19 protein-coding genes and 1 tRNA gene are annotated in these 22,913 nt (G+C 59.2%); 13 read left to right on the top strand and 7 right to left on the bottom strand.

Annotation, left to right across the window (positions count from 1 at the left end):
* Nucleotides 1-6 precede the first annotated feature (6 nt).
* From purH to SCT_RS13760, 6 genes are all read left to right on the top strand, one after another.
* Nucleotides 7-1,575 carry a bifunctional phosphoribosylaminoimidazolecarboxamide formyltransferase/IMP cyclohydrolase gene (purH, locus tag SCT_RS13785; RefSeq protein WP_059424069.1) on the top strand — a complete coding sequence of 523 codons (1,569 nt, stop codon included), beginning with the start codon at nt 7-9 and terminating at the stop codon, nt 1,573-1,575.
* Between the two features lie 83 nt (nt 1,576-1,658).
* Nucleotides 1,659-2,954, top strand: a complete 1,296-nt coding sequence (purD, locus tag SCT_RS13780; protein WP_059424067.1) for a phosphoribosylamine--glycine ligase — start codon at nt 1,659-1,661, stop codon at nt 2,952-2,954.
* A gap of 12 nt (nt 2,955-2,966) precedes the next feature.
* Nucleotides 2,967-3,524, top strand: coding sequence for an L-threonylcarbamoyladenylate synthase (locus SCT_RS13775; RefSeq protein ID WP_059424065.1), 558 nt, complete (start codon nt 2,967-2,969; stop codon nt 3,522-3,524).
* 2 nt (nt 3,525-3,526) lie between these two features.
* Complete coding sequence (hemF, locus tag SCT_RS13770; RefSeq protein ID WP_059424093.1) at nt 3,527-4,426, top strand: oxygen-dependent coproporphyrinogen oxidase; 900 nt, start codon at nt 3,527-3,529, stop codon at nt 4,424-4,426.
* A gap of 98 nt (nt 4,427-4,524) precedes the next feature.
* On the top strand, nt 4,525-5,847 hold the full coding sequence (locus SCT_RS13765) for a sodium:alanine symporter family protein (protein WP_059424062.1): 1,323 nt from the start codon (nt 4,525-4,527) through the stop codon (nt 5,845-5,847).
* A gap of 5 nt (nt 5,848-5,852) precedes the next feature.
* Nucleotides 5,853-7,211, top strand: a complete 1,359-nt coding sequence (locus SCT_RS13760; RefSeq protein ID WP_059424060.1) for a sodium-dependent transporter — start codon at nt 5,853-5,855, stop codon at nt 7,209-7,211.
* A 42-nt stretch (nt 7,212-7,253) separates the two neighbouring features.
* Here SCT_RS13760 and SCT_RS13755 read toward each other — a convergent pair whose 3' ends face one another.
* From SCT_RS13755 to ilvD, 4 genes are all read right to left on the bottom strand, one after another.
* Nucleotides 7,254-7,595 (bottom strand): c-type cytochrome, encoded by a 342-nt coding sequence (locus SCT_RS13755; protein ID WP_059424058.1) that lies wholly within the window; start codon nt 7,593-7,595, stop codon nt 7,254-7,256.
* Between the two features lie 44 nt (nt 7,596-7,639).
* The gene (locus SCT_RS13750; protein WP_059424057.1) at nt 7,640-9,685 is read right to left on the bottom strand and encodes a thioredoxin domain-containing protein; all 2,046 of its coding nucleotides are present in this window, start codon (nt 9,683-9,685) and stop codon (nt 7,640-7,642) included.
* A 62-nt stretch (nt 9,686-9,747) separates the two neighbouring features.
* Nucleotides 9,748-11,469, bottom strand: coding sequence for a GspE/PulE family protein (locus SCT_RS13745; protein WP_237759701.1), 1,722 nt, complete (start codon nt 11,467-11,469; stop codon nt 9,748-9,750).
* 65 nt (nt 11,470-11,534) lie between these two features.
* Nucleotides 11,535-13,388, bottom strand: a complete 1,854-nt coding sequence (gene ilvD / locus SCT_RS13740) for a dihydroxy-acid dehydratase (protein ID WP_059424092.1) — start codon at nt 13,386-13,388, stop codon at nt 11,535-11,537.
* A gap of 77 nt (nt 13,389-13,465) precedes the next feature.
* Between ilvD and lgt the strand changes: the two genes are divergently transcribed.
* From lgt to SCT_RS13725, 3 genes are read left to right on the top strand one after another with little or no spacing between them, the layout of a single operon-like run.
* Complete coding sequence (gene lgt / locus SCT_RS13735) at nt 13,466-14,248, top strand: prolipoprotein diacylglyceryl transferase (RefSeq protein WP_059424053.1); 783 nt, start codon at nt 13,466-13,468, stop codon at nt 14,246-14,248.
* A 3-nt stretch (nt 14,249-14,251) separates the two neighbouring features.
* A complete protein-coding gene (locus SCT_RS13730; RefSeq protein WP_059424051.1) occupies nt 14,252-15,004 on the top strand; it encodes a DUF2189 domain-containing protein in 753 nt (250 codons plus the stop codon).
* On the top strand, nt 15,001-15,387 hold the full coding sequence (locus SCT_RS13725; RefSeq protein ID WP_059424045.1) for a VanZ family protein: 387 nt from the start codon (nt 15,001-15,003) through the stop codon (nt 15,385-15,387). The genes SCT_RS13730 and SCT_RS13725 overlap by 4 nt, the downstream gene beginning before the upstream one ends.
* Before the next feature lies 1 nt (nt 15,388).
* Here SCT_RS13725 and SCT_RS13720 read toward each other — a convergent pair whose 3' ends face one another.
* From SCT_RS13720 to SCT_RS13710, 3 genes are all read right to left on the bottom strand, one after another.
* Nucleotides 15,389-15,814: a bacteriohemerythrin gene (locus SCT_RS13720; protein ID WP_059424043.1), complete on the bottom strand. Its 426-nt coding sequence runs from the start codon at nt 15,812-15,814 to the stop codon at nt 15,389-15,391.
* A 103-nt stretch (nt 15,815-15,917) separates the two neighbouring features.
* Nucleotides 15,918-16,157 (bottom strand): YbdD/YjiX family protein, encoded by a 240-nt coding sequence (locus tag SCT_RS17945; protein WP_059424042.1) that lies wholly within the window; start codon nt 16,155-16,157, stop codon nt 15,918-15,920.
* A 312-nt stretch (nt 16,158-16,469) separates the two neighbouring features.
* The gene (locus SCT_RS13710) at nt 16,470-17,759 is read right to left on the bottom strand and encodes an MFS transporter (RefSeq protein WP_059424040.1); all 1,290 of its coding nucleotides are present in this window, start codon (nt 17,757-17,759) and stop codon (nt 16,470-16,472) included.
* Between the two features lie 136 nt (nt 17,760-17,895).
* Between SCT_RS13710 and SCT_RS13705 the strand changes: the two genes are divergently transcribed.
* The 4 genes from SCT_RS13705 to SCT_RS13690 all read left to right on the top strand — a co-directional run bounded on the left by SCT_RS13705 (nt 17,896) and on the right by SCT_RS13690 (nt 22,821).
* Nucleotides 17,896-17,971, top strand: a tRNA-Ala gene (locus SCT_RS13705).
* Nucleotides 17,972-18,098: 127 nt separating this feature from the next.
* Nucleotides 18,099-19,886 (top strand): class I SAM-dependent DNA methyltransferase, encoded by a 1,788-nt coding sequence (locus SCT_RS13700; RefSeq protein WP_059424038.1) that lies wholly within the window; start codon nt 18,099-18,101, stop codon nt 19,884-19,886.
* Between the two features lie 2 nt (nt 19,887-19,888).
* A complete protein-coding gene (locus tag SCT_RS13695; protein WP_059424036.1) occupies nt 19,889-21,148 on the top strand; it encodes a restriction endonuclease subunit S in 1,260 nt (419 codons plus the stop codon).
* On the top strand, nt 21,145-22,821 hold the full coding sequence (locus SCT_RS13690) for an RNA-binding domain-containing protein (protein WP_059424034.1): 1,677 nt from the start codon (nt 21,145-21,147) through the stop codon (nt 22,819-22,821). The genes SCT_RS13695 and SCT_RS13690 overlap by 4 nt, the downstream gene beginning before the upstream one ends.
* Nucleotides 22,822-22,913 lie beyond the last annotated feature (92 nt).

The following is a 22,913-nucleotide window of genomic DNA, read 5'->3' as shown; positions in this document are numbered from 1 at the left end:
ATAAACATGACCAAAATCAGTCGAGCCCTCATCAGCGTTTCCGATAAATCCGGCGTTCTCGAATTCGCCAAGACCCTGCGCCAGTTCGGCGTGGAAATCCTCTCCACCGGCGGCACTGCAAAAATGCTTGCTGAAGCGGGCGTGGCGGTCACCGAAGTCGGCGATTACACCGGCTTCCCTGAAATGCTGGATGGCCGGGTCAAGACCCTGCATCCGAAAGTACACGGCGGCATCCTGTTCCGGCGCGACCTGCCGGCCCATGTATCGGCTGCGGCCGATGCGGGGATCCCGCCGATCGACCTGGTGATCGTCAACCTCTACCCGTTCCGCGCCACCATCGCCAAGCCCGACTGCTCGCTGGAAGATGCCATCGAGAACATCGACATCGGCGGCCCGACCATGGTGCGCGCTGCCGCCAAGAACCATCGCGATGTGGCGGTAGTGACCGACCCGGCCGACTACGCTGCGCTGGCGACCGAGCTCCAGGCCAATGGCGGAGCGCTCAGCAGCGAAACCAAGTTCAAGCTGGCGGTGAAGGCTTTCTCCCACACCGCCGAGTACGACGGCGCGATCAGCAACTACCTGACCGCCATCGCCCCGGACGGCAGCAAGCAGCAATTTCCGGAACGGCTCAATTTCCAGTTCGCCAAGGCTCAGGCCATGCGCTACGGTGAAAACCCGCATCAGCAAGCCGCTTTTTATGTTGCGCCCGGTGAAAAAGAAGCGAGCATCGCCACTGCCCGCCAATTGCAGGGCAAAGAACTGTCCTACAACAACATCGGCGATGCCGATGCCGCTCTGGAATGCGTGAAGCAGTTCGACGAGGCGCCGTCCTGCGTCATCGTCAAGCATGCCAACCCCTGCGGCGTGGCCTACGGCGCCAACCTGCTCGAAGCCTATGACCTCGCCTACAAGACCGACCCGGAATCCGCCTTCGGCGGCATTATCGCCGTCAACGGCGAACTGGATGCCGCAACTGCGCAGGCCATTGTCGAGCGCCAGTTCGTCGAAGTCATCATCGCCCCCAAGGTTTCCGCAGCGGCCAGCGAAATCGTGGCGGCGAAAAAGAACGTGCGCCTGCTGGAATGCGGCCAGTGGTCGAAGGAACCGACCCAGCGCCTGGATTTCAAACGCGTTACCGGCGGCTTGCTGGTACAGGGTGCCGACCTGTCGCTCTACAATGAGCTCAAGGTAGTCACCAAACGTGCGCCGACCGAAGCCGAGATGGCCGATCTTCTTTTTGCCTGGCGCGTGGCCAAGTTCGTCAAATCCAACGCCATCGTCTATGCCAAGGGCAAAATGACCATCGGTGTTGGTGCAGGCCAGATGAGCCGGATCAATTCCGCACGCATCGCCGCCATCAAGGCCGAGCATGCCGGCTTGCAAGTCAGCGGCTCGGTAATGGCCTCGGACGCGTTCTTCCCGTTCCGCGACGGCATCGATTCAGCCGCCCAGTCCGGCATCGTCGCCGTAATCCAGCCCGGCGGCTCGATGCGCGACGAAGAAGTCATCGCCGCGGCGGATGAGCACGGCATGGCGATGGTGTTCACCGGGATGAGGCATTTCAGGCACTGATTCTCACCGCAGAGGCGCAGAGGAAAACCTTGAATTCTCTGCGTTTCCGCGCCTCTGCGGTTTAATCGTTAGGATATGAAGCTATGAAAGTTCTAGTCATCGGTAGTGGTGGGCGTGAGCACGCACTCGCGTGGAAGCTGGCGCAAAGCCCACGTTCAACCAGGATCTTCGTTGCCCCAGGCAACGCGGGCACCGAGCTCGAACCCGACCTGACCAACGTCGCCATCACCGCCATTCCCGAGCTGCTAGTATTCGCACAACAGGAAAAGGTTGCCTTTACCGTGGTCGGCCCGGAAGCGCCGCTGGCCGCAGGCATCGTCGATGCCTTCCGCGCCGAAGGGCTGAAAATCTTTGGCCCGACCCAGTTCGCGGCACAACTGGAAAGCTCCAAGGATTTCGCCAAGGCCTTCATGGTTCGGCACGGCATCCCCACCGCAGCCTACGGAACCTTCACCGATGCCGCCCTGGCCCACGCCTACATCGACCAGCAAGGCGCCCCCATCGTGATTAAGGCCGACGGTCTGGCAGCAGGCAAGGGCGTGGTAGTGGCTCAGGACCTGAACGAAGCGCACGCCGCCGTGGACATGATGCTGGCTGGCAATAAGCTGGGCGCTGCCGGCGCCCGGGTGGTGATCGAGGAATGCCTGCTCGGCGAGGAAGCCAGCTTCATCGTCATGGCCGACGGCAAGCACGTGCTGCCGCTCGCCACCAGCCAGGATCACAAGCGCCTGCTGGATGGAGATCAAGGCCCCAACACCGGCGGCATGGGCGCTTATTCGCCGGCTCCCGTCATCACGCCGGCGCTGCACGCGCGCGTGATGCGCGAAGTGATCGACCCGGTGATGCAGGGCATGGTGCAGGAAGGGGAGATGTTCACCGGCTTCCTTTACGCCGGCCTGATGATCGACGCCACGGGCAATCTCAAGGTGCTGGAATTCAACTGCCGCATGGGCGACCCTGAGACCCAGCCTATCCTGCTGCGTCTGAAGAGCGATTTGCTGACTCTGGTGGAACACGCCGTCAACGGCACGCTCGACCAGGTCGAAGCGGAATGGGACCGCCGCACCGCGCTGGGCGTGGTCCTGGCTGCCGCACACTACCCCGACGACCCGCGTAAGGGCGATGTCATCAACGGCCTGCCGCCACTCAACGACCTGCTGGAAGAAACCCCGCGCGACTATCACGTGTTCCATGCCGGCACCGCCATGAAAGACGGCAAGGTCGTCACCAGCGGCGGCCGCGTACTGTGCGTCACCGCGCTGGGCGACAAGGTGCAGCTGGCGCAGCGGCGCGCCTATGAAATCGCCGAGCAGATCAAGTTCGACGGTTGCCAGATGCGCCATGACATCGGCTATCGGGCGATCAAACCCAAACCCTGATTGCAAGGGTTAATGCCTTATCCCGCCGCCCTGATCCGGAAAGTGCGCGCCCACCTTAATGGTGACGGAATCATCGCCTATGCCACCGAATCCTGCTATGGCCTGGGCTGCGACCCACGTAGCTATCGTGCCGTCAGGCGGATTCTCCAGCTCAAGAACCGTCCCCAGTTCAAGGGCCTGATTCTGATCGCAGACCGCTTCAGCCGCCTGCGGCGCTACGTGCTTCCGCCCACAGAGGAACAATCGAGGCAACTCGACCGCGCTTGGCCGGGACCGCATACCTGGTTGATGCCCGCTTCCCGCCACACGCCACGTTGGCTACGCGGCAGGCATGAAAGCATTGCTGTGAGAGTGACCGCTCACCCAGATGCAGCCGAATTGTGCCGGGCACTCGGCACGGCACTGGTTTCGACCAGCGCCAACCGCGCCGGGCTGAAGCCGCTCAGGACCTATGCCGCCTGCGTCAAAGCCTTCGGCCAGCGCGTTCTGGCGCTGCCGGGCCGGGTCGGCGCCCGTAAAAACCCCTCCACCATTCAGCATCTACTAACCGGCAGGATTATCCGCCCATGAACATGGACCGCGACGCCGTTAAAATCTACCTTACCGATTTGCAGGAACGCATCGTTAGCCTGCTGGAGCAGACCGATGGACACACCTTCCTGCGCGATGCCTGGCAACGCCCTGAAGGCGGGGAAGGCCTGAGCTGCGTGCTCGAGGAGGGCTTGGTGTTCGAGCGTGGCGGAGTAAATTTCTCCCACGTGCGCGGCCAAAAGCTGCCCGCCAGCGCCACGGCCAAACGTCCCGAACTGGCTGGATGCGGCTTCGAAGCGATAGGATTGTCGCTGGTGCTGCATCCACGCAACCCTTATGTGCCTACCACCCATTTCAACGTGCGCTTCTTTTGCGCGCAACCGCCCGGCGCTGAACCGGTGTGGTGGTTCGGCGGCGGCATGGACCTGACGCCTTATTATGGCTTCACTGAGGATACCGTACACTTCCATCGGACCTGTCGTGATGCCCTGGCACCATTCGGTGCGGAATACCATCCCCGCTTCAAGCAATGGTGCGATGAATACTTTTTCCTCAAGCACCGCAACGAACCGCGCGGCATAGGCGGGATTTTCTTCGACGACTTCCATGAGCGTGACTTCGACTTCAGTTTCAGCCTGATGAAAAGCGTTGGCGAGCACTTCCTATCTGCTTACATGCCCATACTACAACGGCGCAGCGCAATGTCATACGGGGAGCGGGAACGTGATTTCCAGGCCTATCGGCGTGGCCGTTATGTCGAATTCAACCTGGTATGGGATCGCGGCACCCTGTTCGGCCTGCAATCGGGAGGGCGCACCGAGTCCATCCTGATGTCGCTGCCTCCCATCGTCAAATGGCGTTATGACTGGCAGCCTGAAAAGGGCTCAGAAGAGGAGCGCCTGTACCATGAGTTTCTGGTGGCCAAAGACTGGCTTGTATAAGACAAATTGATGTCTGTTCCATAGACAGAAGAGCTTCTGGTTATAATCCGCGGAATTAGCCTAAAAACAAGCCGCCATAGCGGTTAGGGGGAAACAATATGCAAACCATAGAAGCGCTGATCGCGACGCTATCCGGCTGGGTATGGGGCCCACCCATGCTGACCCTGCTGGTGGGCACCGGCCTGTACCTGACCATACTGCTGAAAGGCTTGCAGTTTAGAGTCCTGCCGCTGGCTTTTCGCCTGGTTTTTCACAAAGACCATGGCCACGTCGGCGACATCAGCCATTTCGCCGCGCTGATGACGGCGCTGGCGGCTACGGTCGGCATTGGCAACATCGTCGGCGTCGCCACCGCAATCACACTGGGCGGTCCTGGTGCGGTGTTCTGGATGTGGATGACCGGCCTGGTCGGGATGGTAACCAAGTATTCCGAGGCCGTGCTGGCAGTCAAATACCGCGAGAAGGGGGAGCACGGCATGCGCGGCGGGCCCATGTATTACCTCGCCAAGGGCGCCGGACTGCCATGGCTGGGCTGGCTGTTCGCCCTGTTTACCGCCCTCGCCACCTTCGGCATCGGCAACATGACGCAGGCCAATGCCACCGCCAAGATCTTCGAGGCTACTTTTCACGTCGCACCGTGGGTCACCGGCGTTGTGCTGATGGTGCTGACGGCCCTGGTCATTCTGGGCGGCATTCGCTCGATCGGCAAATTCACCTCCTTTCTCGTGCCATTCATGATCGTCGGCTACGTGGGTTCGGCGTTGGTGGTGCTCGCGCTCAATATCACCGAAATTCCCCATGCCTTCTATCTGATCTTCAGCCATGCCTTCTCACCGGCCGCCGCCACCGGCGGCTTTGCCGGCGCCACGGTGGCGGCAGCGATGCGCTTCGGTATTGCGCGCGGCGTGTTCTCCAACGAGTCTGGCCTGGGCTCGGCACCGATTGCCGCCGCCGCTGCGCGCACCCATGACCCGGTCAAACAGGCTCTGGTCAGCATGACTCAGACCTTCATCGACACCCTGGTGGTCTGCACCATGACCGCCATGGTCATCCTTACCGCGAAATCCTGGACCTTGGGCATCGGTGCCGAACAGCTGACCAGCGCCAGCTTCGGCGAGACCCTGGGCAGCACTGGTGAGATCATCGTCGCCCTATCCACCGCCCTGTTCGCCTATTCCACCCTGATCGGCTGGAATTACTACGGCGAGAAGGCCATCGAATATCTGTTCGGCTCGCGCTCTATCCGCATCTACCGCATTGTCTTCATCGCCATGGTCGTCGTTGGCGCGATGATGAACCTGGAATTCGTCTGGAATTTCTCGGACCTGATGAACGGGATGATGGCCCTCCCCAACCTGATCGGCCTGCTGTTGCTGTCCAAGGTCATCAAGGCGGAGACCGACCGCTATTTCAAGACCTGACGTCCATGACCCAGACCCAACACCGTAGCCACTGGACCAGCCGCTGGACCTTCATCCTGGCCACGGCTGGCTCGGCCATTGGCCTCGGCAATATCTGGAAATTTCCCTACATGACCGGGGTCAACGGCGGCAGCGCCTTCGTTCTGGTGTTTCTTGTCTGTATCGCCGTGGTCGGCATCCCGCTGATGATGTGCGAGATCATGCTCGGACGACGCGCTCAGCGCAATCCAGTGGACGGCATGGCCGCCTTGGCAAAGGAAGCGGATGCGCCTGCGCTGTGGAGATGGATGGGCATCATGGGCCTGATCGCGGGGCTACTGATTCTGGCCTTTTACAGTGTCATCGCCGGCTGGGTGCTGGATTACGTGGTACGAGCGGCCAGTGGCGCCTTCAAGGGTATCGACGGAGCGATGGCGCAGAGCCAGTTCGACGCGTTTCTTGCCGCGCCGCTGGAGCTGGGCTTGTGGCATAGCCTGTTCATCGTAATGACCATGAGCGTGGTGGCGCGCGGAGTGAATTCGGGTCTGGAAAAGGCCAACAATATCCTGATGCCCGCACTGTTTGCCATTCTGCTAGTGCTGCTTGGCTACAGCCTGGCCGAAGGCGATGTCGCTCGCTCTGCCGATTTCATGTTTACCCCCGACTTTTCCAAAGTCACGCCGGTGGTGGTGCTCTCGGCACTGGGCCATGCCTTCTTTTCCTTGAGCTTGGGCATGGGGGCGGTGATGGTTTACGGCTCCTACCTCCAGCGCCACGTCTCCATCGCCCGCACCACCCTGTTCGTGGCCCTTGCCGATACCGCCGTCGGGCTCTTGGTGGGGCTCGCCATCTTCGCCTTGGTGTTCGCCAACGGACTGGAACCGGCGGCGGGGCCGGGGCTGATCTTCCAGACCCTGCCCATCGCCTTTGGCCGAATGCCGGGAGGCGCCTTCATCGGCACGCTGTTTTTCCTGCTGGTCGCCTTCGCCGCTTGGACATCGGCGATTTCCCTGGTCGAACCGGCTATTTCCTGGCTGACCGAAAACACGCGCCTGACCCGCAGGCGGGCGGCATTGCTGATCGGCCTGACCGACTGGGTGCTCGGCATTGCCGTGCTGCTCTCGTTCAACGTCTGGAAAGACGTGCGCCTGCTGTTCGGCCTCAGCATTTTCGACACCCTCGACAAGCTCACCACCACCATTCTGCTTCCTTTGGGCGGACTGCTCATGGCACTATTCGCAGGCTGGGTGATGAGAACTCAACACGTTCAGGAAGAACTGAATATCACTACACGGCCTTACCGACTGTGGCGCTTTACCATCCGTTTCGTGTCGCCGCTGGCGATCATCGCCATCTTCCTTTATCTGTTCGGACTGATTAAATAAAAAAAGCCGGCAAGCGCCGGCTTTTTTCGTTCAACTGCCAAATTACTTCAGGCTGAGGATCCACTGGACCAGTTTGGCGGCATCTTCCTGCTTCACCGCGGCGTTTGGCGGCATAAAAGGCATGCCGGCCTTGCCCTCTTTCATCCACCCCATGCCAGCAGGTCCAGTCCCCTTTACAACATGATCGGTGAGCCTGGCTTGGGCACCTTTATCACCAGCATATTTCTTGGCCACATCCTTGTAAGCCGGACCGAGCACTTTAACGGCTACCTGATGGCAGGCCAGGCAGCCACTCTTTCCTGCCAGAGCGCTTTCATCCGCAGCAACAGCTTGTCCAGCCACCAGCAAGGCCGCAGCAGCGGCAATTCCCAGAATTGCTTTCATTTAATACTCCTTGTTTAACTTGAGAAAAAAATTGATCCGACATCTTATCCAATTTTTCCTGCTTTGCAAACCTGTAGCAGGATATCTACATCCGATATTGGTGGTAAACATTTAACGCCTAGGCACACCCAAGCGTTGACAACTGACGTTGCCGGCTTGTCAAGACTGCCAGGCAGCCTTTCCATCTCGCCCGGCAGCGCCAGCACCATGGTAAAGGGCCGGTATTCCTTCGCCAGGGCTTGCTGCCAAGCTGCGACCTGCGCGGCAGGGCCACGCAGGATGACGATCTGCGGCGGCTCCAGATACTCCTCCAGCACCGCGAGAAAGAACATGAAACCGGCCGGCTGGCTAGCAATCTGAGGATAAAACAGCTTGAGAGCACGTTCTGCCGCCACCAAGTAACGGGGCTCACCGAGCAGGTGCCCCAGCCGCTGTAGAGCGAACGCCGCCACAGCGTTGCCGGATGGGGTGGCATTGTCGAACCCCGATTTCGGCCGGTAAATCAGAGTTTCGTGGTCGTGCGCGGTGAAATAGAAACCGCCCTGATCGCAGTCCTCAAACCGGGCCAGCAGCGCTTCCGCCAACTCGTGCGCGAACACCAGATCGGTGGTACGGAAATGAGCCTGCAACAGCTCCACTAAAGCGTCGAGGAGAAAGGCGTAATCATCGAGATAGCCGCCCAGATTGGCTTTGCCATCCTTCCACGAGGCCAGCAGGCGGTTGTCACGCCACAATTCGGCGCGAATGAAATCCGTTGCCTGCTGCGCCAGCGCTATCCAGTCTTCCCGCCCGAAGGTGCGGCCGGCATGGGCCAAACCCTTGATCATCAGGGCGTTCCAGCTGGTCAGGATCTTTTCGTCCCGTCCCGGCCGCACCCGCTGCGCACGCAAGTCCATCAGCTTGGTTCGCGCACTGTCCAGCAACCACCGGGCCTTGGGCAATTCCACGGCCAGTTCCTGCGCCACCTGGTCGAGCGGACTGGCGACATGGAAATGCCAGTGGCTGCCTTCGAAGTTGGCCGGTTGGTCAAGGCCATAGTGACGCGACAATACGGCATATTCGTCGGCACCCAGCGTGGCGGCAACTTCCTGCGGCGTCCACACATAGAACTTGCCTTCCTCGTACTCGGAATCGGCATCCAGCGCGGAATAGAAGCCGCCTTGCGGCGCGCGCATTTCACGCTCCAGCCATGTCACGGTCTCTTCCGCTACCGTGCGGAAGCGCTCGTCGCCGCCGCAACACCACGCCCAGGCATACAGTTCGAGCAGCGGACCGTTGTCGTAAAGCATTTTCTCAAAATGCGGGATCAACCAGCGCTCGTCCACGCTGTAGCGGCAGAAGCCGCCACCGAGCTGGTCATTTATGCCGCCGTCGGCGATTTTGCGCAACGTCTTGCGTGCCATTTCCAGCGCCTGTGCATTCTCTTCGGCGGCATAACGGCGCAGGCAAAAGGCAATTTCGCTCGGCCGGGGAAACTTGGGGGCGCCGCCGAAGCCGCCATGCACCGGGTCGAAGTTTTTCTCGAGCTGGGATAGCGCACTTGCCAAGGGCGTCGGGCTGGGTTCCGTCCCAGCCTGTGGTACTGGCCCGCCCGACGCCAGACTTTCCCGCAGCGATATATTTTGCTGGGCAATGTCATGCCGGCGTTCGCGATAGGCCTGCGCCACTTTCGGCAGCAGGTCCTTGAAGCCGGGCCGGTTGTAGCGCGCCTCAGGGGGGAAATAGGTGCCGCCGTAGAAGGGAGTCTGATCTGGGGTCAGGAACAAGGTCAGAGGCCAGCCGCCGCTCCTTCCGGTGAGCAGGTTGTGGGCACTCTGGTAGATCTGGTCGAGATCCGGCCGCTCCTCTCGGTCGACCTTGATGGCTATATAGTCGCGGTTGATCAGATCGGCAGTGGTCTGATCCTCGAACGATTCATGCGCCATGACATGGCACCAGTGGCATGTGGAATAGCCGACCGAAAGCAGAATCGGCTTGTCCTGCTCGCGCGCAAGAGCTAGCGCTTGCTCACTCCATGGATGCCAATCTACTGGATTGTCGGCATGCTGCTGCAGGTAGGGGCTGGATTCTGAAACAAGACGGTTGGCCATGAAGGTCTCCTGAAAAGGCTATGATTCAGGATATCATAAAGACCAACTGTTTTTGTCAACAATTACATGCCGTAGGGTGGCGGGGCGACTTTCAAAACTTCCTCTATGGTGGTGAGTCCGCTCGCAACCTTCTGAGCGCCGCTGATCCTGAGCGGCTTCATGCCTTCCTTGTAGGCCTGCTCGCGCAGGGCGGCGACATCGCAGGCCGGCTTGATCAGCTTGCGCAGGCCGGGCGACATGATCAGCATCTCGTACAAACCAATGCGGCCGAGATAGCCGGTCATGCGGCATTCCAGGCAGCCTTTCGGCGCGCAGGCCGTTGCCGGCGCGGCGGCCTTCCACGGTTTGACCATAGATTCCCAGATTTCGCTATCGAGAGCTTCGCGCTCCTTGCAGTGCGGGCACAGGGTACGTACCAGGCGCTGCGCCATCACCCCGAGCAGGGTCGCGTTAATCAGGTAGGGCGGGACACCCAGGTCGAGCAGACGCGAAATAGCCGAAGGCGCGTCGTTGGTGTGCAGGGTGGACAGCACCAAGTGCCCGGTCAGCGCCGCCTGGATCGCCATTTCCGCGGTTTCCAGGTCGCGGATCTCGCCCACCATAATGATGTCCGGGTCCTGGCGCATCAGGGTGCGCACGCCGCCGGCGAAATCCAGACCGATATTGTGCTGCACCTGCATCTGGTTGAGCTGAGGCGCGATCATCTCGATAGGGTCTTCGATGGTACAAACATTCACTTCCGGCACTGCGAGCTGGCGCAGGGCGGAATACAGGGTGGTGGTCTTGCCCGATCCGGTCGGGCCGGTGACCAGGATGATGCCGTTAGACTGGCTGGTCATCTGATTCCAGCGCACCACGTCCTCATCGGTGAAGCCCATTTCCTTGAAGTTCTGCGCGATCACGTCGGGATTGAAAATCCGCATCACCATCTTTTCGCCGAAGGCGGTAGGCATGGTGGAGAGGCGCAGCTCGATTTCGTCGCCATCCGGAGAGCGGGTCTTGATGCGGCCATCCAGGGGACGGCGCTTCTCGACGATGTCCATCCGCCCGAGGCCCTTGAGGCGGCTGGTCACCGCGCCCATCACCGCGAGCGGAATCTGGTAAACATGGTGCATGACGCCGTCGATACGGAAGCGCACGTCGCCGTAGTCGCGCCGTGGCTCGAGATGGATGTCGGAAGCGCGCTGATCGAAAGCGTATTGCAGCAGCCAGTCGACAATGTGGACGACATGCTGGTCATTGGCATCGAGGTTGCCGGTACGCCCCATGTCCACCAACTGCTCGAAGTTGGAAAGTCCCCCGCCGAAAGCCGAACTTTGCGTTTGCGAGGCCTTCTTGACCGAACGCGCCAGGTTATAGAACTCGACTACGTAGCGCTGGATATCCAGAGGGTTGGCGACGACTCGTTTGATATCGAGGCGCAAAATCGGCGCCAGCTCCTTTTCCCACTCGTTCAGGAAAGGCTCGGCCGTAGCCACCACCACCTCTCGCGAGGTGACCTCGACTGGCAGGATGCGGAAGCGCGCCGCATACGTATCCGACATGATGTTGGTGACGGCGGTGACGTTAATCTTCAGCGGGTCGATGTGATAGTACGGCAGTTGGACCCAGTCTGCCAGCCATTCGGTCAAAGCCTCAAGATTAAGCTGCTTGTGCGGGGGCTTGGCCGATTTCCATTTCTGCTCGGCGATTTGCACCAGTGGATGAACCTCACTACGAGCGCCTCGCGCCGGTAACAACAAATTGGCGGCGCCCGTCTTTTCAATCAAGCCGTCGGCGATCATCGCATCGAGCAGCTCGCGCAAGCTGAGCTTATGGTCGGCCAACTTGAGAGCGCCCTTATTGGTCACTAGCGACGTTCCACCTGCGACACATCTCGCACGGCGCCTTTAGCTGCGCTGGTGGTCATCGCCGCATACGCCCGCAACGCCGCCGAGACGATACGGTTGCGACTCTCCGGCTGCCATGCCTTGTCGCCCTTTTCTTCCATCAGTGCACGGCGATGCGAGAGTTCTTCCCACGACACCATCAGGTTGATGCTGCGATTGGGAATGTCGATCTCGATGGTATCGCCTTCTTCGATCAGGCCGATGGCACCGCCTTCCGCCGCTTCCGGTGAGGCGTGGCCAATCGAGAGGCCAGAAGTGCCGCCGGAAAAGCGCCCGTCGGTGAGCAGGGCGCAGGATTTGCCCAGCCCTTTCGACTTGAGATAACTGGTGGGATACAGCATTTCCTGCATGCCCGGCCCGCCGCGCGGCCCTTCGTAGCGGATCACCACGACGTCGCCGGCGACAACCTTGTCGGCGAGGATACCCTCCACTGCATCATCCTGGCTTTCGAAAATACGGGCGCGACCATTGAACTTGAGGATACTTTCATCCACCCCGGCGGTTTTGACTATGCAGCCGTCTTCGGCGATGTTGCCATAGAGCACGGCCAAGCCACCGTCCTGGGAATAGGCGTGGGCCTTGTCGCGGATACAGCCTCCGACGCGGTCGGAATCGAGATCAGGATAACGCTTGTCCTGGCTGAAGGCAGTCTGGCTCGGCACGCCGCCGGGCGCGGCACGATAAAATGTTTTTACTTTTTCGTCCTGGGTACACGTTATGTCCCAGTGCTCCAGCGCCTGCCCCATGGACGGGCTGTGAATAGTCGGCAGATCGCTATGCAGCAGCCCGGCGCGATTGAGTTCGCCCAGGATGGACATGATACCGCCGGCGCGATGCACGTCTTCCATATGGTAAGTCTGGATGCTGGGCGCCACTTTGCATAGATGGGGCACCTTGCGCGACATGCGGTCGATGTCCTTCATGGTGAAGTCCACGCCCGCCTCATGAGCCGCCGCCAACAGGTGCAGGACGGTATTGGTCGAACCGCCCATAGCGATATCCAGCGCGACGGCATTCTCGAATGCCTGGAAGCTTGCAATCGATCGCGGCAGCACGGTCATGTCATCGCGCTCGTAATGGCTCTTCGCCAGCGCCACGATCAGCCGGCCGGCTTCGAGGAAAAGACGCTTTCTGTCCGCATGGGTGGCCAACAGCGAACCGTTCCCGGGCAGCCCGAGGCCGAGCGCCTCGACCAGGCAGTTCATCGAGTTGGCGGTGAACATGCCGGAACAGGAGCCGCAGGTGGGGCAGGCGGACCGTTCCATGCTCAGGGTTTCGGCGTCGGTGTAATGGGGATCCACCGCCGCCACCATGGCATCCACCAGATCGAGATGCATTACCTTGCCCTGGATAACCGCTTTGCCCGCCTCCATCGGCCCGCCGGAAACGAAGATCGTCGGGATGTTGAGACGCAGGGACGCCATCAGCATCCCCGGGGTGATCTTGTCGCAGTTGGAAATACAGATCAGCGCATCGGCGCAGTGCGCGTTGACCATGTATTCGACGCTGTCGGCGATGAGTTCGCGCGAAGGCAGGCTGTAGAGCATGCCGGCGTGGCCCATGGCAATGCCGTCGTCCACCGCGATAGTGTTGAATTCCTTGGCCACGCCGCCGGCAGCCTCGATCTCGCGCGCCACCAGCTGCCCCATATCCTTGAGGTGGACGTGGCCCGGCACGAACTGGGTAAAGGAATTGGCGATGGCGATGATGGGCTTGCCGAAGTCGCCGTCGGTCATGCCGGTGGCGCGCCACAGGGCGCGCGCGCCAGCCATGTTGCGGCCGTGAGTGGAGGTCTTGGAACGGTAGGCGGGCATGGTCGGTCCTTGCGAAATCGGGGAAAACAATAGATTAACGTATAATCTGTATTTTAACCGAATTCCTTGACGCCTCAATGCTGATCCACCCCCAATTCGACCCCGTCGCTCTTCACCTCGGCCCGCTCGCTATCCGCTGGTACGGCCTGATGTATTTGCTGGCCTTTGGCCTGTTTCTGCTGCTCGGACGGCAACGTATCAAAACCGGCCCACAGCCAGGCTGGGATGCCCGGCAGCTCGACGACCTGCTGTTCTACGGCGTGCTCGGCGTGGTGCTGGGCGGCAGGCTGGGTTATGTGCTGTTTTACCAGCCGGCCCATTTCCTTGCCCATCCACTTGAAATTTTTTCCGTCTGGCAGGGCGGCATGGCATTCCACGGCGGCCTCCTAGGCGTGCTCGCGGCGATGTGGCTGTTCGCCCGCAAGACCGGGAAAAGCTGGCTCACCATCACCGATTTCATCGCCCCCTTGGTGCCGCTCGGATTGGGGGCAGGGCGCATCGGAAATTTCATCAATGGCGAACTGTGGGGCCGACCCAGCGATATGCCCTGGGCCGTGGTGTTTCCGCAAATTGACAACGTGGCGCGCCACCCCTCTCAGCTTTACCAGTTCGCGCTCGAAGGCCTGGCGTTGTTCACGCTGCTCTGGCTGTTCTCGCGCAAGCCGCGCCCGACCGGCGCAGTATCCGGCCTGTTCCTGATCGGCTATGGCAGCTTCCGCTTCCTGGTCGAGTACACGCGCGAGCCGGACAGCTTTCTTGGGCTGCTGGCGCTCAACCTCAGCATGGGACAGTGGCTGTCTCTGCCGATGGTCGTAGCAGGTATTGTCATGCTGCGGTGGGCGTACCGAAAAGGCGTTTAAGTCGTGGAACAAGCGCGTAATTATCGCAAGGTTACATTTCCCCACATCCGAAACTGGATCGCCCACGGCTGGCGGATGTTCCGCCAAACGCAAATTGCCAGCATTGCCTACGCCGGCATCTTTGCAGTAATCGGCACCATCCTGCTGATCGGCGCGGTAAAGCTGGACGTCGCACCCATGGCCTTTCCGCTGGCAGGCGGCTTCATGCTGATCGGCCCGGCCTTCTTGGCGGGGTTCTTTCATGTTGCCTCGCTGCGCGCACAGCAAAGGCCGGTACGTTTTGCCGATTTCTTCCGCGGCTTCCGGCACGGCCCTGCGGCTCTATGGGTCATCTCCGTAATCTGCGCCTTCCTGTTTCTGGTCTGGCTGACTGATGCCGCCATAGTCTACAGCCTGTATTTCGGAACCTCGCCCATGCTTGGGTCGCTGGAATTAATTACCGGATTGGGGGAAGGCGGCAAGATGCTGTCCTTTGTCCTGTTCTGCTCGCTCACCGGATCGGTACTTGCCTTCATGATTTTTGCCATTTCCGCATTTTCAGTCCCGCTGATCTTCAGCCGCCACGTGGAACTGGCAAATGCCGTAGGAACCAGCGTACGCGCGGTTTTCGCAAATTTCGGCGTGATGATCGCCTGGGGAATAATATTGACGGCCGGCATCGTCGGCACCACCCTGCTATTCATGCCCCTGTTCGTGATGGTGTTTCCAGTCCTCGCTTATGCCAGCGAACGGGCTTACCGGGATGTGTGCGCTTGAACCAAACTAGATTCAATAACTACTGGCAAGCGGCAGGATGGCTGGGGGTAGGGCTCATCGCCTACCTCTCACTTACCCCGGCACCACCGCAAATTAACATTGAAAACGGGGACAAGTTCGGCCACCTCGCCGCATATGGCTTGGTAACACTGTGGTTCGCCCAGCTCTACACCGGATTACGTCAGCGGATTTTGCTTGCAGTCGGCATGGTCGTCCTAGGCATCGCCATGGAATACGCCCAGCGCGCTACCGGCTACCGAACGTTTGATATTGCCGACATGATTGCGGATGGGCTCGGCGTTGCAATTGGCTTGTTGGCCGCGCCGCCGCGCCTGCCCAATCTTTTGTCCTGGGCTGAAAAGCGCATTACCCGGATTTTCTGAGTTAGCTCCTGACCACACTCCGATTCTGCACATGGCGTGAATAATCCATGTCCATGACGACGATGTGATCGACCAGCCAGTCCTTCAGCTTGAACAGCATTTCCATGCCAACCAGCTGCTCGCTGCCGTGGCTCATTTTAGCGCGCCGCTTAAGCGCTTCCACTTCGCCGATAAACTGGTCGTGCCTCGCCTTGTGCGCCTCGTACCCCGGGAAATCGGAATTCCGCATCAAGGCTTCTTCCTCCTCAAAATGCGTGCGGGTGTAGTGGATCAACCTCGCCAGCACTTCGCATACCGTGCCCGGGTCGTGTTTCTTGACGATGACCCCATGCAAGTCATTAATCATCTGGATCAGTAGCTTATGTTGCTCGTCGAGTTCCTGAATATTGACGCTGTATTCTTTTTTCCACGGGATTGCATCCGCCATGATTCTCTAAACTCTCTCAAACTCAATGGTTGGAACTTTAGCAGAAGCTGAAATTTATCAGTATCGGGTAAACCCCTATTCCGAGTGAGGAAAATCCATGCCGTCAGCAGCAGCGCCGGATACCGTTCCATTTCCTGTCCTGCTCCTGCCGGAAGAAAGCCTTTCGGTCCAGGGCCGGCTCGTGCGGATGTGCCTCGCCATGGTGGCGAAGGTAGCGCTCGTAGGCGTCGTCACCGGATACCCGGCCGCCGGCCATATCGCGCTTCGTCAGACTGACTATGCCAATAGCGACAGCCTGCCCGCAAATCATCGGCAAACCCCTTATCTTCCACATGGCTTTCATCTTGCCCCCTCTTCACGGTAAATCTAATGGCTCCATCAGTCCCTCACCCAGTCTTCCACCAGGCGCGACGGTTCATGCGCCGATTCGGAGAGCGGCGGCACCGGCTTGCCGCACAGAGGGCGGGAGCACATCCGAAACATGTCGAAAATGACCACCCACGGCAACCACGAAAAACATCGTCAGCCAGGCATCGAGTTGCTGGTTGAAAATCAGCTGGGGCGCGACTGCCGCCTTCTCGGGCGACAGCATGGACGATGATGCCGCTGCTGAGTAGCATCGGACGTAGAGACGCAAAATTTTGCGTCTCTAGCATTAAAAATTCCGGCGTTTTTCGCTACGCCACAGATACAACCCAGTCAGCCCCCCCACAGTGCTGAGTGCCATCACGTAATGCGCGGGGGCCATCGGATCGAGGGGCAACAACAGGCTGACCACAATGGGCGTCATGCCGCCGAAGATCGCGTAGGCCAGGTTATAGGAGAACGACAGCCCAGAGAAACGCACCGCAGCTGGGAAAGCATGAACCATCACAAAAGGTACCGCGCCGATCACGCCCACGCTCAAACCAGCCAGCGCATACAGCATATTTATCCGCATCGGATCAATTTTCAGCCCGCTATAGAGTAGCCAAGAAGTCGTGGCCATCAGCGCGCATCCGATCACCAATGTTTTCCCGGCACCGAAGCGATCGACGATGACACCCGCCAGCACGCAACCGAAGGACAGGAACAGCGTTGCCAGCGTGTTGGCCCGCAAGGCGGTGGTGGCGGGGATGGCATACAGTTTCTGCACCAGCGTTGGCGTCATCAGGATCATCACCACGATGGCGGCGGAAAGCAGCCAGGTCAGGATCATCGACAGCACGACCGCGCCGCGATGCTCACGCAGCACGGTTTTGAGTGGTCGCTCCTCGGCCAGCGCCTGATTCGCCTGCATTTCTTTGAACACCGGGGTTTCGTGTAGCCACTGGCGCAGCCACACCGAGACCAGGCCGAAAATCCCGCCGATGATGAACGGAATCCGCCAGCCGTAGGCCAGCAGTTCCTGCGGCGAAAATTGCATATTCATCGCGGTGGCAACCAGCGAACCCAGCAGGATGCCACCTGTTAAGCCTGCAGTTAGCGTGCCACAGGCAAAGCCGATATGCCGTGTCGGCACATGCTCGGCGACGAAAACCCAAGCACCCGGCACCTCGCCTCCGATGGCCGCCCCCTGTACGATCCGCAAAGCCAGCAACAACATGGGTGCCCAGATTCCCAAGGTCTGGTAGGTCGGCAGCAAACCGATTGCCAAGGTCGGCACCGCCATAAGGAAAATACTGAGCGCAAACATCTTCTTCCGCCCAAGCAGATCGCCGAAATGCGCCATCACGATGCCGCCGAGCGGACGCGCCATGTAACCGGCGGCAAAAATGCCGAAGGTCTGTACCTGGCGCAGCCAGTCCGGCATATCGGGCGGGAAAAACAACTGCCCGATGATCATCGTGAAAAATATGAAAATCACGAAATCATAGAATTCCAGCGCACCGCCCAGCGCCGCGAGGGCGAGGGTACGGTAGTCGCGGCGATTGAGGGGGCGATGGGCGGTGAGCAGGTCGGTCATGAGCAGCTTGTAAAGTAATCCAAAAAATTCGAAAAAAGGACGCAGTCACTCGCTGTAAGGCTGGAGAACCAGCGCAATCCCCGGATGAGGTTTTTTAATTTATGGAAATTATAAGGTAAAATTGATCTATAAACGTGGGCCGATAGCTCAGCTGGGAGAGCGCCGCGTTCGCAATGCGGAGGTCGTGAGTTCGATCCTCATTCGGTCCACCAATAAAATCAATGCATTACTATCATAAAAATCATCTTCGCCTCTTGGGTTCGCGCCAATCAGCACATTACGTCCCACCCCCTTCGTGTTAGCATTCGCCGATAACTAAAATATTGATTGGGAACACGAATGCACTGGATTGCTCCATCCGAACGGGACACAGCCACCGATACACTTGAAAAACGTCTGTGGAGTGCAGCCGATCAGTTTCGCGCCAATTCCGGGCTGACTGCCGCGCAATATTCCGCCCCGGTGCTCGGCCTGATCTTTCTGTTGTTTGCCGAGACACGCTTCACCCAACGCCGCGCCGCCTTGCTCCCCTCGCCCACAAGCGGGAGAGGGGCCGGGGGAGAGGGAGCATCCCGGCGAGCCTCCCGTGCCGACGAACCAGCCGCCTACCATGCCGAAGGCGTGATCTTCCTGCCGCCATCGGCCCGCTTTGATCATCTGCTGAACCTGCCGGAAGGCGCGAACGTCGGTCAATTAATCAACGACGCAATGGCGGAAATTGAAAAACACAATCCGCAACTTGCGGGCGTGCTGCCGCGCACCTATCAAATCTTTACCAGCACCTTGCTCAAGGAACTGCTGAAGAAAGTCTCCGAGATTCCCGTCAGTCTCGACTACGACGCATTCGGTCGCATCTACGAATACTTCCTCGGCGAATTCGCCCGCACCGAAGGGCAAAAGGGCGGCGAGTTCTACACGCCCAGCTCCATCGTGCGCCTGCTGGTCGAGGTGATCGAGCCGTTCCACGGGCGCATTCTCGACCCCGCCTGCGGCTCCGGGGGTATGTTCGTGCAGAGCGCGCGCTTCGTCGCCGAGCACCAGCGCAAGCCCCCCTCGCCCGCAGGCGGGAGAGGGGCTGGGGGAGAGGGAAAGGAGTTCGGTGGCAACCCTGCCGATGAACTCCTGATCCACGGCGTGGAAAAAACAGACGACACCGGGCGCCTCGCGCGCATGAACCTCGCCATCCACGGCCTCGAAGGCGACATCCGCCACGGCGGCCACATCAACAGCTACTACGACGACCCGCACGAAGCCGTCGGCAAATTCGACTTCGTGCTCGCCAATCCGCCGTTCAACGTCAACGCTGTGGACAAGGACAGGCTGGCCTCGGAAGTGGGCGCAGGCCGCCGCTATCCCTTCGGCCTGCCGCGCACCGACAACGCCAACATGCTGTGGATACAACTGTTCTATTCCAGCCTCAACGCCACAGGCCGCGCCGGTTTCGTCATGGCGAACTCCGCCAGCGACGCACGCAGCAGCGAACAGGAAATCCGCAAGCAGTTGATCGAAGCCCGCACCGTGGACGTGATGGTCGCCGTCGGTCCCAACCTGTTCTACACCGTCACGCTGCCTTGCACGCTGTGGTTCCTCGACAAAGGTAAGGCTTCGCTCCTCTCGCCCGCAGGCGGGAGAGGGGCTGGGGGAGAGGGTGCGATTTCCCGCGCCGACACCATTCTCTTCATCGACGCCCGCCACCTCTACCGCCAGATCGACCGCGCCCACCGTGACTGGTCGGATGCCCAGATCGGCTTCATCGCCAACATCGTGCGCCTGTATCGCAATGAGGCGCCGGACTACACCCTGGGCGGCGAAGAAGCCCAAACCAAGCTGGCGGAACTCTTCCTCCCCTCGCCCGCAAGCGGGAGAGGGGCCGGGGGAGAGGGTGATCTTGCCTACCGCGACATCCCCGGCCTGTGCAAAGCCGCCACCCTTGCCGAAATCGAAGCCCAAGGCTGGAGCCTCAATGCAGGCCGCTATGTCGGCGTGGCTACCGGCGAAGCAGTCAGCGACGAAGACTTCAAGGAAAAGCTGGAAACGCTGAATGAGGAACTGGAAGTGCTGAATGCCCAGGCGCGCGAACTGGAGCAGACCATCGCACTGAATGTGGCGGAGATTCTGGAATCGTGACGATGGAAGGTTACGCGCGTATTGGTGACACCTGCCTCGTCGGCGACGGAACTCACTCCAAGATAGAACGCCATGATTTCGGTGTGCTATATCTCACGTCTCGCAATTTCAAAGACGGCAGACTTGACCTCAGCAAAGTTTATTACATTTCAGAGCGCGACTATGCGAAGCACTTTCTCGGCGAAGGCAAAGCTCTAATCCTACCGAAAGCGAACGATTTGGTGTTCAGCATAATCGGCACAATCGGCGAGCCTTATTTGGTCAGACAAACCGACAGGTTTGGCGTTTCAAGCAGCGTCGCGATAATCCGCCCCAATCGTGAGCTTATTAATCCGACCTTCTTGCTGCATTGGTTTAAAGGACCTGTCTTTCAGTATGCGCTCTTCGGTATCAAGGGCGGGGTTGCGCAAGGCTATGTTAGCTTGGAAATGATTCGGTCTCTCCCTGCGCCGAAGTTGCCGCTTGCGATGCAACGGCGGATAGCAGGCATCCTCTCCGCCTACGACGAGCTGATCGAAAACAATCAGCGGCGCATCCGCATACTGGAAGATATGGCGCGCAGCCTCTACCGCGAATGGTTCGTCCACTTCCGCTACCCCGGCCACGAATCCGCCCCCCTCACCGACTCATCCCTCGGCCAGATTCCGCAGGGGTGGGGGGTGAAGACAGTTACCGATTCGTTCGAGATTGTTGGTGGTGGAACGCCATCGAGGAAAGAGCCTGAATACTGGGATGACGGCATAATTCAGTGGTTCGCGCCAAGTAATCTTACTGGCGCAGGAACGATGTTTATGGATGACTCATGTGAGCACATTTCCGAACGGGGCCTAGCCAAGAGTTCTGCCAGATTGTTTCCGGCACGAAGTGTGATGCTGACTAGCCGTGCAACCATTGGTGCAATCGCCATCAACACGCACGAGGCCTGCACCAACCAAGGCTTCATCACTTGCCTGCCCAATGAACGCGTGCCGCTCTACTTCTTGTTTTACTGGCTTAAAGAAAATGTGCCGACATTTCAGCGCATGGCTTCCGGCGCAACATTCAAGGAAATCAGTCGTGGGGTATTCAAGACCATTGAGTTCATACAGCCGCCATTTGTGTTGGCTAGCCGATTTGAGGCTACCGTTGGACCGATAGCCGAACAAATGCACACACTCCAACGCCAAACCGCCAACCTCCGCCGCACCCGCGACCTGCTTTTGCCACGCCTGCTGTCGGGGCAGGTAGAATTAGCGGACTTGCCCGATGAGGTATTGCCATGAACGAAGCCGAATTGAACACCTTGCTCGACTGCCTGCTGGCGTTACCGGTGGAAACCGAGTGGGTGGAGTTCAAGGAAGCCAAGCAAAATTTCGATTCCGACGACTTGGGCAAGTATTTTTCGGCCTTGTCCAACGAGGCAAACTTGCATCGCCAGCCCTGTGCCTGGCTGGTGTTCGGCGTGAAAGACAAACCGCGCCAGGTCGTCGGTAGCCAATTCCGCAATAACCCGGTCAGCCTGCAATCGCTGAAGCAGGAAGTCTCGACGCATCTTTCGCCCAACCTGACCTTTGTCGAAGTGCATGTATTGCAGCGCCCGGAGGGGCGGGTGCTGCTGTTTCAGATTCCATCCGCACCCGCCGGGATGCCGGTGAGCTGGAAGATGCTCATGTATGGGCGCAATGGCGAATCGCTGGCGGGGCTTTCGATCGAGAAGATCGAGCGCATCCGGCGGCAGGCGACTCGTGAGGATTGGTCCGCAGAGCTGGTGCCCAATGCCGGAATGGACGACATTGACGCCACCGCCCTCGCGCTGGGACGGCAGAAGTATCGTGAAAAACATGAAAGTAATGCGCGTTTGCTTGCCGAGGAAGCAGCCTGGGATGGCGCCAAGTTTCTCGACAAGCTGAAATTGCGCACCAATGGCCAACTAACCCGTGCGGCTTTGTTGCTGTTCGGCAAGGATGAAGCTGCCGGCAAGTTGCCCACGCAACCCAAGATCAGTTGGATTCTGAAAGATGCGCAGGGCATGGATGTGGATTACCAGCATTTTGGCTTGCCATTGCTGATGTTGCCGGATGCCCTGTTTGCCCGGGTGCGCAATCTGACGGTGCGCTACATGCCACCGGGCACGCTGTTTCCGACCGAGGTGCCGCAATACGACAACTGGGTGATCCGCGAAGCCCTGCATAACTGCCTCGCGCACCAGGATTATGCGATGGGCGGTCTGGTGCGTGTGGTGGAAAAGCCGGGTGAGCTGATTTTCAGCAATCTGGGAAATTTTCTGCCGGGTTCGGTGGAAGAGGTGATCGCGCAGGATGTGCCGCCGGAAGAATACCGCAATCCGTGCCTTGCCAATGCGATGGTGGAGATGAAGCTGATTGATACCATCGGCAGCGGCATCCGCCGCATGTTTGTGCTGCAAAGAAATCGTTTCTTCCCCTTGCCGGATTACCTGATTGATCGTGAACGCTCGCGGGTGGAGGCACATATCGCCGGGCGGCTGATTGACGAGCGATATACCTTCGCGCTGATTCGCCATGCGGATTTAACATTGCATGAGGTAATCTTGCTTGACCGCGTGCAGAAGCGGCTTGCCATTACCGCTGATGAGGTGAAGCTGTTGCGGGGCAAGAATCTGATTGAAGGCCGCGCCCCTAATTTCTTTGTGGCGGCGGGAGTAGCCGCAGCAGTGGGCGACGCCGCACAGTACACCCGCAACAAGGGACTGGATAAGGCGTTTTACAAACAACTGGTGATTAGCCATTTGAGAAGTTTTGGTCCGACAAGGCGCAAGGATATTGAGCTGCTTTTGCTGCCTAAATTACCCGAAGTGCTTCATGATTCTCAAAAAATTAACAAGGTGAGAAATTTGCTGCAGGAAATGGCAAAGGAGAACGTAATCGTTTCTTCTGGGTATGGGGTGGGAGCAATTTGGTCGCTGATTCCGGCTTAGGAAGCCCTGAACAAGTTCCTGAACCTGTAAAATAGCGGACATCATCAATCGACTGAAATTGCCCATGAAACAACTCAGTTTTGCAGCCCGTG

This window comes from Sulfuricella sp. T08, from assembly GCF_000971475.1.
Classification (GTDB): domain Bacteria; phylum Pseudomonadota; class Gammaproteobacteria; order Burkholderiales; family Sulfuricellaceae; genus Sulfuricella.
The sequence above is the reverse complement of the archived record's forward strand: the minus strand, read 5'-3'. Positions and strand labels throughout refer to the sequence as shown.